Origin of the sequence: Micromonospora sp. DH14, assembly GCF_029809455.1 — a bacterium.
Lineage (GTDB): Bacteria > Actinomycetota > Actinomycetes > Mycobacteriales > Micromonosporaceae > Micromonospora > Micromonospora parva.
The window spans coordinates 203072-217823 of the sequence record NZ_JARVKT010000005.1 but is presented as its reverse complement, the minus strand read 5'-3'; the positions used below and the strand labels follow the sequence as shown (position 1 = coordinate 217823).

Annotated in this window: 17 protein-coding genes; 9 read left to right on the top strand and 8 right to left on the bottom strand. The window is 70.9% G+C overall.

Annotated elements, in window-relative coordinates:
• The first annotated feature begins 27 nt into the window (after positions 1–27).
• Together QCZ28_RS09965 and QCZ28_RS09960 are read left to right on the top strand one after the other, a co-directional pair.
• Positions 28–189, top strand: coding sequence for a hypothetical protein (locus QCZ28_RS09965; protein ID WP_279516314.1), 162 nt, complete (start codon positions 28–30; stop codon positions 187–189).
• Complete coding sequence (locus tag QCZ28_RS09960) at positions 176–1408, top strand: helix-turn-helix domain-containing protein (protein ID WP_279516313.1); 1233 nt, start codon at positions 176–178, stop codon at positions 1406–1408. The genes QCZ28_RS09965 and QCZ28_RS09960 overlap by 14 nt, the downstream gene beginning before the upstream one ends.
• Before the next feature lie 36 nt (positions 1409–1444).
• Here the strand turns inward: QCZ28_RS09960 and QCZ28_RS09955 are convergent, their stop codons facing one another.
• The 3 genes from QCZ28_RS09955 to QCZ28_RS09945 all read right to left on the bottom strand — a co-directional run bounded on the left by QCZ28_RS09955 (position 1445) and on the right by QCZ28_RS09945 (position 2797).
• Complete coding sequence (locus QCZ28_RS09955) at positions 1445–1807, bottom strand: nuclear transport factor 2 family protein (RefSeq protein ID WP_279516312.1); 363 nt, start codon at positions 1805–1807, stop codon at positions 1445–1447.
• A gap of 142 nt (positions 1808–1949) precedes the next feature.
• Positions 1950–2114: a hypothetical protein gene (locus tag QCZ28_RS09950; RefSeq protein ID WP_279516311.1), complete on the bottom strand. Its 165-nt coding sequence runs from the start codon at positions 2112–2114 to the stop codon at positions 1950–1952.
• A 44-nt stretch (positions 2115–2158) separates the two neighbouring features.
• The gene (locus QCZ28_RS09945) at positions 2159–2797 is read right to left on the bottom strand and encodes a helix-turn-helix domain containing protein (RefSeq protein WP_279516310.1); all 639 of its coding nucleotides are present in this window, start codon (positions 2795–2797) and stop codon (positions 2159–2161) included.
• Between the two features lie 61 nt (positions 2798–2858).
• Between QCZ28_RS09945 and QCZ28_RS09940 the strand changes: the two genes are divergently transcribed.
• Together QCZ28_RS09940 and QCZ28_RS09935 are read left to right on the top strand one after the other, a co-directional pair.
• Entirely contained in the window at positions 2859–3515 is a 657-nt protein-coding gene (locus QCZ28_RS09940; RefSeq protein WP_279516309.1) for a methyltransferase domain-containing protein, read from the top strand.
• Positions 3516–3612: 97 nt separating this feature from the next.
• The gene (locus QCZ28_RS09935) at positions 3613–3954 is read left to right on the top strand and encodes a GlsB/YeaQ/YmgE family stress response membrane protein (protein WP_279516308.1); all 342 of its coding nucleotides are present in this window, start codon (positions 3613–3615) and stop codon (positions 3952–3954) included.
• A 73-nt stretch (positions 3955–4027) separates the two neighbouring features.
• Here the strand turns inward: QCZ28_RS09935 and QCZ28_RS09930 are convergent, their stop codons facing one another.
• Complete coding sequence (locus tag QCZ28_RS09930) at positions 4028–4693, bottom strand: TetR family transcriptional regulator (protein WP_279516307.1); 666 nt, start codon at positions 4691–4693, stop codon at positions 4028–4030.
• A 102-nt stretch (positions 4694–4795) separates the two neighbouring features.
• Here QCZ28_RS09930 and QCZ28_RS09925 point away from each other — a divergent pair, with 102 nt between their 5' ends.
• Positions 4796–5710, top strand: a complete 915-nt coding sequence (locus tag QCZ28_RS09925; protein WP_279516306.1) for an SDR family NAD(P)-dependent oxidoreductase — start codon at positions 4796–4798, stop codon at positions 5708–5710.
• A 290-nt stretch (positions 5711–6000) separates the two neighbouring features.
• Here QCZ28_RS09925 and rph read toward each other — a convergent pair whose 3' ends face one another.
• Together rph and QCZ28_RS09915 are read right to left on the bottom strand one after the other, a co-directional pair.
• Positions 6001–8619 carry a rifamycin-inactivating phosphotransferase gene (gene rph, locus QCZ28_RS09920; RefSeq protein ID WP_279516305.1) on the bottom strand — a complete coding sequence of 873 codons (2619 nt, stop codon included), beginning with the start codon at positions 8617–8619 and terminating at the stop codon, positions 6001–6003.
• Between the two features lie 169 nt (positions 8620–8788).
• Positions 8789–9484, bottom strand: coding sequence for a DUF4396 domain-containing protein (locus QCZ28_RS09915; RefSeq protein ID WP_279516304.1), 696 nt, complete (start codon positions 9482–9484; stop codon positions 8789–8791).
• 229 nt (positions 9485–9713) lie between these two features.
• On the opposite strand from QCZ28_RS09915, the gene QCZ28_RS09910 reads away from it, so the two are divergent.
• Positions 9714–10481 (top strand): MBL fold metallo-hydrolase, encoded by a 768-nt coding sequence (locus tag QCZ28_RS09910; RefSeq protein ID WP_279516303.1) that lies wholly within the window; start codon positions 9714–9716, stop codon positions 10479–10481.
• 20 nt (positions 10482–10501) lie between these two features.
• Positions 10502–11140, top strand: coding sequence for a TMEM175 family protein (locus QCZ28_RS09905; protein ID WP_279516302.1), 639 nt, complete (start codon positions 10502–10504; stop codon positions 11138–11140).
• Here the strand turns inward: QCZ28_RS09905 and QCZ28_RS09900 are convergent.
• Complete coding sequence (locus QCZ28_RS09900; RefSeq protein ID WP_279516301.1) at positions 11137–12228, bottom strand: winged helix DNA-binding domain-containing protein; 1092 nt, start codon at positions 12226–12228, stop codon at positions 11137–11139. The two genes, QCZ28_RS09905 and QCZ28_RS09900, sit on opposite strands and share 4 nt — an antisense overlap.
• 210 nt (positions 12229–12438) lie before the next feature.
• Here QCZ28_RS09900 and QCZ28_RS09895 point away from each other — a divergent pair, with 210 nt between their 5' ends.
• Complete coding sequence (locus QCZ28_RS09895; protein WP_279516300.1) at positions 12439–13053, top strand: hypothetical protein; 615 nt, start codon at positions 12439–12441, stop codon at positions 13051–13053.
• Between the two features lie 33 nt (positions 13054–13086).
• Positions 13087–13590: a hypothetical protein gene (locus QCZ28_RS09890; RefSeq protein WP_279516299.1), complete on the top strand. Its 504-nt coding sequence runs from the start codon at positions 13087–13089 to the stop codon at positions 13588–13590.
• A gap of 70 nt (positions 13591–13660) precedes the next feature.
• Here the strand turns inward: QCZ28_RS09890 and QCZ28_RS09885 are convergent, their stop codons facing one another.
• Complete coding sequence (locus tag QCZ28_RS09885; protein WP_279516298.1) at positions 13661–14689, bottom strand: saccharopine dehydrogenase NADP-binding domain-containing protein; 1029 nt, start codon at positions 14687–14689, stop codon at positions 13661–13663.
• Between the last annotated feature and the right edge of the window lie 63 nt (positions 14690–14752).

The following is a 14752-nucleotide window of genomic DNA, read 5'->3' as shown; positions in this document are numbered from 1 at the left end:
CTGGGCCTCCACCGGAGGAGGCGGGGATTGAGCGGTCAGGACGACAACGCTCCGGAGCACAACAGTGAGGCCGCCGAGCGGGAGGCCGCGAAGCAGCGCCTCCTGGCCCAGGCCGAGGCGGAGCGCGTACCCGTTGATGACACGACCCGCGCGGTCCCGGACCGGCGGTGGCGGCGTGACCAACGATGACCTCCCGATCGGTCGCCGGGTGGCGAGCTGGCGGGTACGGCGGTCGATGACGCAGCAGATGCTCGCCGATCGGCTGCGCAGGTCGAAGAGCTGGGTGGACAAGATCGAGCGGGGTGCCCGCCCCCTGGACCGGTACTCGGTGATTCAGGAGGTGGCCCACGTCCTGCGGGTCGACCCGGAGGTGCTGCTCGGCCGGCCGCCGAGCACTCCGGCGGGCACGCCGGACGGGGTGGACGACATCCGGGCGGCGCTCGCCCGCTACGACACCAAGCAGGCTCCACTACAGACGGAGGAGCTGAAACGGCAGGTCGGGTACGCGTGGTTGGCCTACCAGCATGCGCACTACGGGCAGTTGGTGCGCCTGTTGCCGGGTCTGCTCGACGCCGCCCAGGGCGCGCGGTCACCGGAGCTGCTGGTGCAGGCGTACCGGATCACCTCGTCGCTGCTGGTGAAGCTCGGTGAGGCTGACCTCGCCTGGCTGGCCGCCGACCGCGCGATGGCCGCCGCCGGCGACGACCCGACGTTAGCGGCAACAGCGACGATCGCGGTAGCCCAGGCACTACGTGCCGCCAACCGCGACCCCCTGGCCCTGACCGCAGCCCAAACCGCAGCCAACCGCCTCCTCCCACCCCCATCCCGTCCCGGTGATCATGAGGTTGGCGGGTTTGATGGAGATCAAAGCGCCCGGCAACCTCATGATCAACGGGGAGCGGGGGTGCGGCCGGCGGGGGAGCGGGCGGTGGGTGGGGCGTTGCTTCTGCAGGCTGCGTTGGCCGCTGCTGGGTGCCGTGAGGACCGTCGCGCCGACGAGCTGATTGGCCGGGCTGCGGGGATCGCCGCCGGCCTGCGGGGGTACGACGACACGTACCGCACCAGCTTCGGGCCGGTCGCCGTCGAGTTGGCGCGGGTGGTGGTGGCTGCCGTGCGAGGGGACGCCGTTGAGGCGGTGCGGCGGCACGCGATCGTGCTGCGGCGGGAGGGGTGGCGGCGGTTGCCGGCCGAGTATCGGGGTGCGTACCTCGTGGACGCCGCTCGGGCGTACCTCCAAATAGGTGACCTGCGCGGGGCGGCGCGGGCGCTTGTCGACGCGGACAGCGTCGCGCCGGCCGAGGTTCGGTGCCGGCCTCTGGCGCGTACCCTCATCGCCGAGGTCGCCCGGGGTCACCCGGCGCCGGCCGGCGTGGCGCGACTGGCGACGCTGGTCGGCCTCACCCGCTGACCACCGCTGGCACCGCGCCGGCAGGTGCGGACGTCTTTACGCTCGGATTTCCATTTCTGCCACCAACCCGTCCTGGAATCGGTAGACATGCGTGACGGTGTGATCCGCGATTTTCGCTCCGGTCTTGTCGCGGACGACCTGGTGGACGGTGACGACGATTCGCCCGTCGGCCTCCGTGGCGAACGCGGTCGGCAGGACGGTCGGTTCGATCTGGTCCCATTGCCTGCGCCAGTAGGCACTCACCTCGTCGCGGCCGTGAACGAGGCCTCCCTCCCAGCCATTTGGCCACGACACATCCGGCGTCATGGCGGCCAGCAGTGCGGGGATGTCACGCTCGTTGAATGCCGCGTAGAGGTTCGTGAGCAGCCTCTCCGACGTTGCGAGTTCCGGCGAATTCATCGAGCCAGCATGGTTGGTGGACCAGGCCTCCTGGAAGTCACTTCGCGGTCAGCAGAATGTGGTCGGTGGGTGGGGGACCTGCGGGCGGCGGCGCGCAGCGCCGATCTCCCACCAACCCCGCGTCCGCCGGCCTGTCCGGCGTTCACGGGGCTGTCGGCCGCGCCCTATGTTGGGCGAGTGCGTCGCGGATGGCGAGAACGACGAGCGAGAGCGGCACGACCACCCAGAGCTGGAGCACCGTGTAACGACGCAGCTCCAGGTCGATGTCGACGCCGGCCAGTTCCGCGTCGAGGGCGCCGGGCCGCATCAGCGCGAGCGCGTACAGGGACAGGGCCAGTGACGTCCGTCCGCTCAGCCGTGGTCGGCGCAGAGTTGGGAGGTCAGGGTGGCGCGGGCCCACTCCTCCCATGCGTCCGGTGACCAGTCGCGGTCGCGGACGAAGATCAGGTAGAGCTCCGGGCTGAGTACGCCGTACAGCAGGTCCGCCGCCATCTCGACGGAGAGGCCGGGGCGGGCGTCGGGCTTGCCCACCAGGGCTTCGGCTGCTGCGTACTGCACTGTGTAACGCGGATCGGCGTCGTCCGGCCACTGTGCGGCGATCTCCGGGTCGGTGGCTGCGGCGGCGGCGATCAGCGGCATGATCGGGGCGACCCGGCCCAGGATCTCGCTGGCGCCGTGCACGTGCCCGCGCAGTTGCCCCGCTGCGGTGGGGTCGGCGCACGCGGCGCGAAACCACTCACGGTCCATGGTGGCGACCGGCGCGGTGTCCCCGGCGATGGACGTGTCGACGACGTCCTTGAACAGCGTGCGCTTGTTGCGGAAGACGAAGTAGACCGTCTGGACGGCCACGCCCGCCCGGTCCGCGACCTCCTGCAGGCTCGTCGCCCCGTAACCCTGCGCGACGAACAGCTCGCGGGCTGCCTCGATGACCTTCTCGCGGGTGCGTTGTGAGCGCTCGGCCCGCTTGTCCGGCCGCTTGACCTTCTCCATAGTGCGAGTCTATCTTTAGAGTAAGCCACTAGAGTTTAACTCTAAATTTATGGAGGAGACAATGACCCAGCTCAACGACAGCCAGAACCCGGCCATGACGCAGCGAGACCCGGAGGAGGAGGCCGTTCACCGCGCCCTGGAGGACTACTACCGCACCGGCAAGCCGCCGTGGGACACCGGCGTGACGCCACCCGAGTTGGTGGACCTGATTGAGGGGCGCGGCGCGCTGCCGCCCGGCCGGGCCCTCGAACTCGGCTGCGGCACCGGGACCAACGCCATCTACCTCGCACGGCACGGCTGGGAGGTGGCCGCCGTCGATCTGATCGACAGCGCCGTCGACCAGGCCAGGCAGAAGGCCGCGGCGGCGGGAGTGGCGGTACGGGTGCGGCACGGAGACGCCACCCGCCTCGACGACCTGGACGTGCCGGGCCCGTTCGACCTGTTCTTCGACCTGAGCTGCTACTGCGGAATTCCACTGCACCGCCGCGACGCCTACGCCGCTGGGCTCACCCACCGCGCCGCGCCCGGAGCGCTGTTGCTGATGTTCGGGTACGGCCCCGAGACACTCGACAATCCGGTCTCCGAGATCACGTCGTGGGCGGCGGGCGTCACCGCCGACGAACTCCGCGCCAGGTTCCCCGGCTGGGCACTCATCGACGTCACGCCCGGCACCAACTCGGTGCCGACCTTCTGGTTCACGCTGCGCCGCGACGCCTAGCACCGTCCGACCGGGTCGCTGGGCATGGAGCCGGAGGGGTTTCCGGGAACGTGAGAATCGGGCATGTATCTCTGCACTGCTGGAGGGAGAGACGGCAATGCTGGTATACGGCTATCTCGGCGCGGTGCTCATCGGTGCCCTCGTCGGCCTGCTCGGACGACTCATCCTGCCGGGGAGGCAACGGATCGGCGTCGTCGCCACGTTCGTCATCGGCGTCGGCTCGGCGGTGCTGGGCACAGTGGTCGCCAAGGCGCTCCATGTCGACGACGAAGCCAGCATGCGGGTGTGGGTGCTGCGCTGGGACTGGATCGTGCTCGCGATCCAGGTCGGCGTCGCGGTCATCGCGGTGGCGCTGGCGAACATGCTCACCTTCACCCGGCTTGCCGGCGGCGACGACACCCCTCGTCGCCGGACCCGTCGCAGCAAGGCCAGGAGCTGACGGCTCGTCCGGCCAGGCAGCCAACCGCCCACGTCGGGGAACCCGAGTTGATCTCGCCGGGCGGGGTGGGCGCTCAGGAGCGCGGCAGCATGCCCACGAGCGACGTGATGATCGCGAGCCGTAGGGCGGTCCGCAGGTCGACGTGGTGGACCGCCAGCGCCGGCTCGGACTCGTAGACGGCGAGCAGGCTCGGCGGCGGCGCGGCGTAGGCGGCCAGCGCGCCACCCATGATCAGGGCGTGCAGGCAGAACAGCTCGGCGCGGTCGCCGACCTCGGGCAGGTGCTGTCGGATGAGGTCGGCCATCACCGCGAGGTTGCCCAGCGAGGCCCGCTTGTGCCGGCGGACCGCTTCGACGGAGACGTTGTGCTCCAGCACCCCGCCCTGCGCGCCGAAGAGATCACAGAGCACCCGCTGGGCGGCGAGTGACCGGCTGAGCACGTCGGCCATCTGCTCGGCCCGTTCCGGCGCGGACCGGCTGCTGTCGACACCGTCGGCCAACTCCCGCTCCAGCTCGGCCAGCCAGGTCGCCGTCCGGTCGTCCATCAGGTCGAGCAGCACCGCCTCGCGGGACTCGAAATAGCGCAGCACCGCCGTCTTGGCCAGGCCGACCCGCCGGCTCAGCTCGTTGAGGGTCACCTCGGCCACCGGCATCTCGTCGAGCATCGCCGAGGTGGTCTCCAGGATCGCCCGGCGCCGGACCTCACGCTGCTCCGCACTGCGCGCCCGCTGGAACGTCATGACGCCAACCCTAACTTAGGTACCGCCGGTCCCTTGACAGCGTACCGGCGGTACCTTACCGTTTCAGGCATAAGTTACCGGCGGTACATTGGGGAGCCTGAGATGAAGTGGACCGAGCAGCAGATTCCGCGCCAGGACGGCCGGGTGGCAGTGGTCACCGGAGCCAACACCGGGCTGGGCTTCGAGACCGCCCGGCTGCTCGCCGAACGCGGCGCGTCCGTCGTGCTGGCCGTACGCGACACCACGAAGGGCGAACAGGCCGCCGCCCGGATCAACGGCGACGTCTCCGTACGGGAACTGGACCTGACCTCGCTGGAATCGGTGCGCGCCGCCGCCGCCGGCCTGCACGCCACCCACCCACGGATCGACCTGCTGATCAACAACGCCGGGGTGATGTACACCCCGAAGCAGACCACCACAGACGGCTTCGAACTGCAGTTCGGCACCAACCACCTGGGCCACTTCGCCCTCACCGGCCTGCTGCTCGACCTGCTGCTGCCGGTGCCCGGCTCCCGCGTGGTCACGGTCAGCAGCGTCGGCCACCGCATCCGCGCCGCCATCGGATTCGACGACCTGCAGTGGCAGCGTTCCTACAGCCGCGTCGCCGCCTACGGCCAGTCGAAGCTCGCCAACCTGATGTTCACCTACGAGTTGCAGCGCCGGCTCGCCGCGCACGGCACCACCGTGGCGGTGGCCGCACACCCCGGCGTCTCCAACACCGAACTGGTCCGCAACGCCCCGGCGGTCGTCCGCCGACCGATCACCCTGCTCGCGCCGGTGATCACCCAGTCCGCGACGGCAGGCGCGCTGCCCACACTGCGGGCCGCCACCGACCCGTCCGTCCTCGGCGGGCAGTACTACGGCCCCGACGGCCTCGGCGAGGCGCGCGGCAACCCGAGGCTGGTCACCTCCAGCCCCGCGTCCTACGACCTGGCCGTGCAGCAACGACTCTGGGCCGTCTCGGAGGACCTCACCGGCGTGCGGTTCCCGCTGGACCTTGCAGTCGCCCCCGCCTGACCGTGCCAAGGGGGCTGGCAAGAGTTCCGCCGTCCAGGTAAGTCGGTCCCTGTGGAGCTGATATCACAGACGATTCAGCTCGACAGGGACCGACCGACGCGGTGCCCGCCGGCCCGTAGCGTCCGGTCCGGTGGTGCGTCCGCCGACCACCACGCGGAGATCCGCCGCCACCAGACGGCGTACGGCAGCCGCAAGGCCTTGCCGCGGCTGCACAGGTCGACGCGGCGGCCGTCACGGTCGCCAGACGCCGAAACGGGGGCAGCCATGTGTCGTTCCTCCGGCGTCGTCGGTCAGGACAGGATCTCGACGTACCCGTCGCTGCCGTGCACGCGGATCCGCTGCCCATCCTTGATCAGCCGGGTCGCGTCGAGCACGCTGACGACCGCCGGCAGGCCGTACTCCCGTGCGATCACCGCGCCGTGCGTCATCAACCCGCCGACCTCCGTCACCAGGCCGGCGATGCCGACGAACAGGGGCGTCCAGCTGGGGTCGGTGTGGGTCGTGACGAGGATGTCACCCGCTTCGAGATCAGCCTGCGCCATGTCCAGGATGACGCGGGCGCGCCCGTCGACCGTCCCGGCGGACACCGGCACACCGACCAGCGCGCCGGCCGGCACGTCGTCGCGTCGGTACGATCCGGTGATCATCTCGCCGTCGGAGGTGAGCACCCGGGGAGGGGTGAGCGCCTGGTCCGCCCGGAACTCGTCCCGCCGTCGCCGGATCAGCTCGACGTCCACCCGCTGCGACCGGACGACCTCGTGGAACTCCTCGAAGGTGAGGTAGAAGGCGTCTTCGGTAGCGGTGAGGACGCCGGCCCGCACCAGCCGCTCGGCCTCTGCCAGCAGGGCCTGCTTGTAGATGAAGTAGCGGCTGATGATGTCGTACTTCGGGTACTCCCGGTAGCCGATGAACGTCCGCACCCGGTCGATCATCCGTTCGGTCTCGGCGGCCTTCTGCTCCCCGTCCGGCAGCGTCCGCAGTCGCGTCACCACCTCCTGCGCCTTGCGCTGTGCCTGCTGCCGGCCCTGCTCGAAGCGCCGCCGGGCCGCGCCCGGCTCGAAGAGCTTGACGTTGTCGAGGAGCACCGGCACGAGGGTGCTCGGGCGTTCGCTCCACCGCGGCCGGGTGATGTCGATCTCGCCGACGCAGCGCATCCCGTACCGGTCGAGGTACGCCTCGATGGCGGCGCGCGCCTCGGCCCCGCCGGCGACCTTCGGCAGCTCGTCGAGGAAGTCGTCGTCCGTGACGCCCTGCAGGAACGCCACCACCTCCGGGTGCGGACGGATCACGTCGGCGACGTCCAGCAACGCCAACCCCATCTCTGAGGTGATGTTGCCGGGGGCGGAGAGGGTGAGGGTGTCCGCCGCGTTCTTCTCGCCCAGCCATTCGTGCAGCCGGTCGTTGAGCCACCAGGTGGCCTCCATGCCCGCCATGATCGCCTGCATGTTCAGCGGATCGGCGAGGACCCGCTTGTGTTCCTGGAAGGCCTCCAGCAGGAAGTCGAACAGCGCCGTACCGGTCACTGTCGCGATGTCGCGCCGCAGGGTGGCGATGGACGCCTCACTGCGCGCGATCAGCTCGGGCACGATCGCCGGATCGGTCTCGACCGACGCACCGCCGCCCGGCAGCCTGGCCGGACCGGCACCGTCGCCGCTCGGGAGCGTGGTCGGGATGAAGCCGGGCCGGTCGAGGAGCGTCTGCAACGCGTCCTTCGTCAGCGGATCGGACTTCCCGATCATCTCCAGGAAACCGGTGCGGCTCGCCGGCGAGGCCAGCAGCCCGCTGGCGTCGACGAACAACCTTCCGCCGGCCTCCCGCATCTGGGCGATGGCCGTCAACTGCCACATAGACAGCCCCAGGGGTCGCATGGCGTCGGTCATCATCTGCTGGTGACCGACCGAGAGGTAGACGTGGTTGTCCTGGTCGTCGGCAGCGGGAACGGGGAACAGCGTGGTGATCGGCCGGCTCTGCACGATCTGGAAGTCGTCGTCGACCAGGCACCACTCGATGTCCTGCGGACGGCCGAAGTGCGCCTCGATCCGTCGCCCAAGTTGCACCAGCCGGAGGACCTGCTCCTGCGTCAGCGCCGGCTGGCCCCGCCGCTGCGCCTCGATCGCCACCTCCCGCGTTCCGCCGCCGGGCACGGCAGCGACGGCACGCTGCTTGACGGCGACCGACTCGGCCACCACCTCCCCGTCGCGCACCCGGAAGACGTCCGGGTTCACCAGGCCGGACACCAGGGCCTCGCCGAGGCCGAAGCTGGCGTCCACCGTCGCGACCTTCCGGTTGCCCGTCACCGGGTCCGCCGTGAAGAGGATGCCCGCCGCATCCGGAAAAACCATCTTCTGTACGACGACAGCCATCTGAACCGTCCGGTGGTCGACGCCGTTGCGCAGGCGGTAGATGACGGCCCGCTCGGTGAACAGCGACGCCCAGCACCGGCTGACGTGCCGCAGAATGGCCGCCGGCCCCACCACGTTCAGGTAGGTGTCCTGCTGCCCGGCGAAGGACGCCGTCGGTGTGTCCTCCGCCGTGGCGCTGGAGCGCACGGCGTAGGCGGCCTCCTCGCCGAACCGGGCGAGCGCGCCGGTGATCGCGGCGGCCAGGTCGCCCGGGATCGCGGTCTCCTCGATGCTGCGGCGGATCGCCGCGCTGAGCGTACGAATCGCCGCCACGTCGTCCGGGCTCAGCCGCGACAATTCATCGAGCCGGTCGTCGACCGCCGGCACCTGCGCCATGACCTGCCGGAAGGCGGCTGTCGTCACGCAGAACCCGGCGGGCACCCGGATGCCGTCGACCCGGGCCAACGCGCCCAGGTGCGCCGCCTTGCCGCCGACGACCGACACCTGCGTCTCGTCCACCTCTCGAAGATCCACCAGCGGTACCCGGTCGCCGCTGCCCTCGTCCATCGACAACACACCCACGTCGCGCCCCCGTCACCTCGTTCGTGCTGGTCCGGCCGCCGATTCTGCGCCACGACCGGGGTCTTGCGGCAAGCCCCCAGGTGCGATATACGTTAGAAGTGGCAGGGAGTGTGATCTCCTTGCCGTTTGTTGTTTGGGCGGCCGATCGTGGCGTTCACTCGTCGGGGCGCGGCTCGATGCGCAGTCGTCGGCCGATCTGCCAGGAGGCGGTGGGCCAGGCCGCGACGAAGCCGGCTATCAGCCCGAGCTGACCGAGGAACCAGAACGTCGGGGTGTCGGGTCGCAGTGGTGGCTCCGGAAAGAACATGTGATGCGCGACCGTCAGCCACGCGAACAACGCCGCCTCGAACACGGTGATGGTCAGCAGCTCGATCCTGCCCACGCTCGACAGCGCGTTCCCGACCTTCGCGAGGCCGCGCCCCGGCCCGGCGAAATACCGGAAGAGCACAGCTATCGTCACCGCCGCCAGATAGTCGCCGGCGTAGCCGACCCAGAGCGGGTCCTTCGCCGGGTCGAATCTCACCGCGAACAGGGCGACCTCGGCGACGACGAAGCCGAGGGCGCAGTGGGCGCCGCAGCGGGACACGTGGGTGACGACGATGCCCCGGCGGGGCCGTCGCGGTTGATCCTCCCGCCGTCGCTGAGCGAACGCCTCGGGCCTGCCCCAGTTCCAGTAGAGGCGGACGGCGGCCAGGCCGACATAGAGGACGGTCACCAGCCAGACGATCTCCATGACCCTGACCGGCTGACGGTGCCCGCGCAGGTAGGTGTCCGCGAGGACGATCGCGAAGCTGACCACGCCGACCGTGAGGGACGCCCACGAGAGCGCCACGAGCCACGTCGGTTGCATCCCCGCCCCCTCCGCACTCCGTTCCCAGGGCCTCCCGGAACCGAACGTGAAGGGGGATTCGCTGGCCGGCGTCGGCCGCCGAGGGCACCTCGCAGTCTGTCACGCCGCACCCGTACAGGCCGGAAGATCGGGTGTTTCCCGCCGGGCCAGCGGGCCGGGTCTTCCCGGGACCCAGCAGGTCGAAAGGGGAGGGTCGAGGAGCCGTCGTCGCGCTGGCAGACTGGCCGCCATGGTCGACTGGCACACCCGGACGGACGTGGACAGCACCGTCACCCGGATCTCGGAACCGCACGTCAACGAGCTGTTGTCGGCGAACTTCTGGTGGTTGCGCGGCACCGACCGGGACATCGTGATCGACGCCGGGCTCGGTGTCGTCGCGCTGCGGGAGGCGATTCCGGGCCTGTTCGCGCGTGATCCGCTGGTCGTGCTCACCCACGCCCACCTCGATCACGTCGGAGCGGCGGCCGAGTTCGGTGACCGGGCCGCCCACCCCGCCGAGGCGGGGCTCCTGGTCGAAGGGGTGCCGGCGAGCCTGTACGGCGCGGAACTCTTCGACAAGCTCGGCATCGACCCGGCGGGAGAGGCCGTCCCCGAGCTGATGATCGATGCCCTGCCCGATCCGGGCTACGACCCGGCCACGTACCGCATCGAACCCATGACCGTGCACCGGCTGCTGAACGACGGCGACCGGGTCGACCTCGGCGGGCGGGTGCTGACCGTGCTGCACCTCCCCGGCCACACACCGGGAAGCATCGCCCTGTTGGAGGAGCGCACCGGCTCCCTGTACTCCGGCGACATCGTCTACGAGGGTGCCCTGATCGACGATCTGCCGAACTCCGATGTGGCCGCGTACCGGCGCAGCATGCGGTTCCTCGTCGACCTCGACGTGGCCGTTGTCCATCCGGGCCACGGGGACAGCTTCGACGGGACGCGCCTGCGCCAGTTGGCCGAGGCCTATCTGCGCAGGACGGCCGGCTCCGCCGACGGGAAAAGCTGATCTATAGCATAATTTGCGCCGTGCCCCCCAAAAGGGAAATTCCACGGCTTACCCGCGGTTCGGGCCGGTTACTGACCTTCAGCGACGGCGTCTTCGCGATCGCCGTGACACTTCTCGTGCTGGAGATCCAACCGCCGCACGACTTCGAGCACCTCGTCCAAGGGCTCAGGGCGCTGTGGCCGTCGTACCTGGCGTACACGCTGAGCTTCCTGCTCATCGGGCAGGTGTGGGTCAACCACCACGTGATGTTCGACCGGGTCTGGCACGTCGACCGAGGCGTCCTGTTCCTCAACACGCTGCTCCTGATGGTCATCGCGTTCCTGCCGTTCTCCACCTCACTGCTGGCCGACGCGTTGCGGGCAGAGCAGGGGCTGCGCGCGGCGGTCGTCGTCTACGGGGGCACACTGTGGACGGCGGCGGCCCTGTTCAACATCATTTGGGCTCACCTGCGCCGCGCCGGACTGCTGGACCCCGGCCTCGGCCCCTGCGGTGCCCGTGCCATCGGCCGCCGATTCCTGCTCGCGCTGGCCTGGATCGGATCCGGCGTCCTCGTCGGCGCGTTCGCGCCGATCGCCGGCGTCGTCATCATCGCCGGCTTCCTGCCCACCTACTACCTGCCCATCCGAGGCGAGTACGGCGAGGACGACCGCGCATCTTAGCTGCCGAACTCGACCCCGCTGAGGGAGACGGCGCGGTACGCGGCGAGGCGTTCGGCCTGCCCGGTGACGGCCTTACGGGTGGCGTGCGACAGGCGGCGCCACGGCTGGACGGCGACCGTGAACGTTGTGCCGGACTTACGGGGCCGCCAGGTGCCGACCAGTTCGCCGTCGACCAGGACCGCGCCCGGGCGACCCAGCACCGGCCACAACTGTTTGGCGTGGGCGGTGTCCGGCACCAGCGTCGCCCGGTCCTTGGCCTGCAGGAACAGGTCGTACGGGCCGAGCAGACGGGTCCCGGTGCCGTCGGCCGACCCCAGCGCCTCCTCGTCCGCGGCCAGCAGGGAGCGCACCTCGCCGCCGACGGTCACCTCGATCACGTCGTCGGGCCAGCGTGCCTTCACGTCCCTCAGCGGGGCGTCGAGATAGTCGGCCACCTGTTTCGGGGTGGCCGGGCCGAGCAGACGCAGGTACGCCCGGATGAGGTCGGACCGGTCACCCGCGGCGGCTGCCTTGCGGAACCTGGTGATGCGCTGCAGGACCGGCGGTGAGGTGTCGAGCCGCAACTCCAGTCCGGCCCGCACGGCGGCGAGCCGGAACGGCATCTCGTAGAGGTGCGTGGCGTCGCACGGCCGGCAGAACCGCAGATACGGCTCGGGCAGCGCCGCGGCCAGGCGGCCGGAGACGTCCCCCTTCACCGTCGGCGTGCTGACGATGGCCCGCATCCGGGCGGCGATCTCGTCCAGGGCCCCGAGCGTGTCGATGCCGGCGGCCTTCAACGGCCTCGCGGCGTCGTAGACGCGCTTGCCCGCGTCGGCCTCGGAGAAGGGCTCGACCGCGGCCGCCACCTGCGCGATGTCCGCGCGGCGGTAGAGGTGCGGCGCGCCCCGCACGGTCCACAGCAGGACCACGTCCCGGTCGGACAGCGCGGTCACGTCCACCCCGCGCACCGCCAACGCCCACCGGGCGCCGTCCGGGCCGGTGTTCTGCACCCCGATGTCCAGGACGGCGGTGTCGGCGAGCGTGCCCTCATCCCGGTCGAGCTGCTGGGCCCGGACCCGGAAGTTCATCACCTGGTGCCGATCGACCATGTCTGCACAGTAGTTGCGGTGGCGCCTGCGATGCGTCGGGGCGCGCAGCCCGGCGTGCGCATCGTCGGGACATGCTGTCGGCACCGGACAGACAGCGTCCCCGGGCCGGGGGAGAGGGCTCCCTCCGCGCGGCGATCCGTTCGTCGCCCCGTTCGGCCACGGTGATCTCGGAGGTGCCAACGCCCCCGCCACCGACAGGGAGACGACGCCGTGACTCCACACCCGACCACGCCGCCCGCGCCCGCCCAGCCGCCACCGACCTGGGCCCGCCGGGCCGGTCACGTGGCCTGGATGGCCCCCGTGCTGGGGTTCATCCCGCTGCACGTGCCGTGGATCCTGGGCATCCCGATGTTCGCCGATCCCGACCGGTTCCGCGAGTGGTACCACGGTCGCGGGCCCGGGGTGGGGGAGCACCCCGTCGACGGGTTCCTGGGCCTGCCGGCCGGCGCGTTCTACCTGGGTCTGCTGTGCGTCCTCGCCGGACTCGGCGGGGTTCTGGCGCTGGGACTCATCAAGGACTGGGGTGTGGTCTTCCCCCGGTGGGTGCCGCGGCTGCGCGGACGTCGGGTTCCGCCGTGGGTGCCGCTGACCCCGACGGTGCTCGGCGCCGCCCTGATGATCGGCTATTCGGTGACGCTGCCCTGGCAGTTCGCCGCTGACCTGTCGGAACCCGGCGGGGAGGACATCTTCACCCCGACCGGTGTCCTGATCGGTCTCCCGCTTCTGCTGGCCTGGACGTTCGCGTTGCCGGTGGCCGGCTGGTCCTACTACCGCCGTACCCGACCTGCTGGACGTGTCGCACCACGAGGGTCGCGGGCGAATTGATCACCGATGGGACATCGGCTATCGTGCGCGTCCGTGAAGCCATCTCGTCTGACCACCGCCCTGTTGATCCTTGCCGCCACCACGGCGCTCGCCGCCTGCGGCGACGGCGACAAGGCGACGAACGCCGGATCCGCCACCCCCGCCCCGACGTCCGCCGCTCCGTCCTCGGCGGCCACCTCCGCCGCCGCCACGCCGGCCTCGTCCGCCGCGGCGGGCGGCGCCAACGACAAGCAGGTCTGCGAGTCGGTGAAGAAGGCCAACGACGAGATGCGGGCCGAGTTGGTGAAGGTCGCCACCACCGGCGACGCGTCGGCGGCGGACTTCAAGAAGATCCTGACCGAGCTGGAGCAGAAGGTGAGCGCGGCCGCCACCGGCGACGGCAAGCTGGCCGATGCCCTGCGGGCGTTCGGCGCCGAGGCCGCGAAGGCCGCCGCCGCGGCGGACCCGGCGACCGCCGCCGACAACCCGGCGTTCGAGAAGGCCGGCAAGGACATCAGCACCGCGTGCAAGGCCGCCGGAGTCAATGTGATCCTCTGACTGACGTAACACGATGACGGACGGCCCCCACGCCTGAGCGGGGGCCGTCCGTCGACAACGGGGACGATGGTCAGCCGCGGGCGGGGGCTTGGTCACTGACCGGCTCGACGCGGATGGTCGGCGACAGCGCGCGCAGGAAGTCGGGAGCGTCGAACATCTCACCGGCGGAGGCGACCCCGCTCGCCCTCGTCTGACCATCGAGGATGCGCCGGACCGCCTCCACGGCCAGGGGCGCACTGACGGCGTAGATGTCCCGACCACTGGCCACGACGCGGCGGCGCGCGTCGCCGCGGCGCACGATGACGTCGACAGTGAACGTCTGCGCCGACCGACCCAGCCCGTCGACAGCGACCGGCGCCGCCGCGGCAGCCAGATCGGTGGTGGCATCGACGGTCATGTAGGTTCGGACCTCGGGAATGACCAGGTGACGGGGGATGGTGACGACGTCGGCCATGGTGAACTCCCCGAGGACGGTGCGCCGGCCCAGCGGCGCGGGGAAGTCCCAGTCCACCCTTGGCAGCTCCCCGCCGGAGTGGTACTCCAACCGGCCCCCGGTGTAGCGGACCCGGCGGCCGGAGCGGCGCTCGCGGGAGACGACGCCCGCGGCCACCGTCCCGGCCGTCGGGTGCCAGCTGCTCAGTCCGTACGCGACGTGCGCCTCGTCGGCCGACGTCCAGTCGCCCATCGCCGTCGTCGCGAGCAGGTCACCGAGCCCGCCGAAGAAGGCCATCGCCGGGACCACCGCGACACCCGCCGTCCGGGCGCGCTCGGTGAAGTGCGTGAATGTGTCGAGGTTGGCCTCGATCTCGGCCGCAACGTCCACGTACGGGATCCCGGCGCGCAACGCGGCCTCGATCACCCCGGCGGCGGTCGACGCGAACGGGCCGGCGCAGTTGATGACCGCGTCCACGCCGGTCAACGCCACGTCGAGCGAGGCCGGATCGTCGACCGACGCCACCCGGTAGCCGAGCCCGAACGCCGCCAACTGGCGCGGGTCGCGGCCCACCGGCACCGCACCGAACCCGTGCTCGCGCAGCTCCGCCATCACGAACCGCCCGGTGTGCCCGTACGCCCCGAACACCGCCACCTGGTAACCCATCGCTGCCCCCTCGAAGATCGACTGGACCCAGCGTCCCGCAGTGGTCGGCGGCCGACCAGTGTC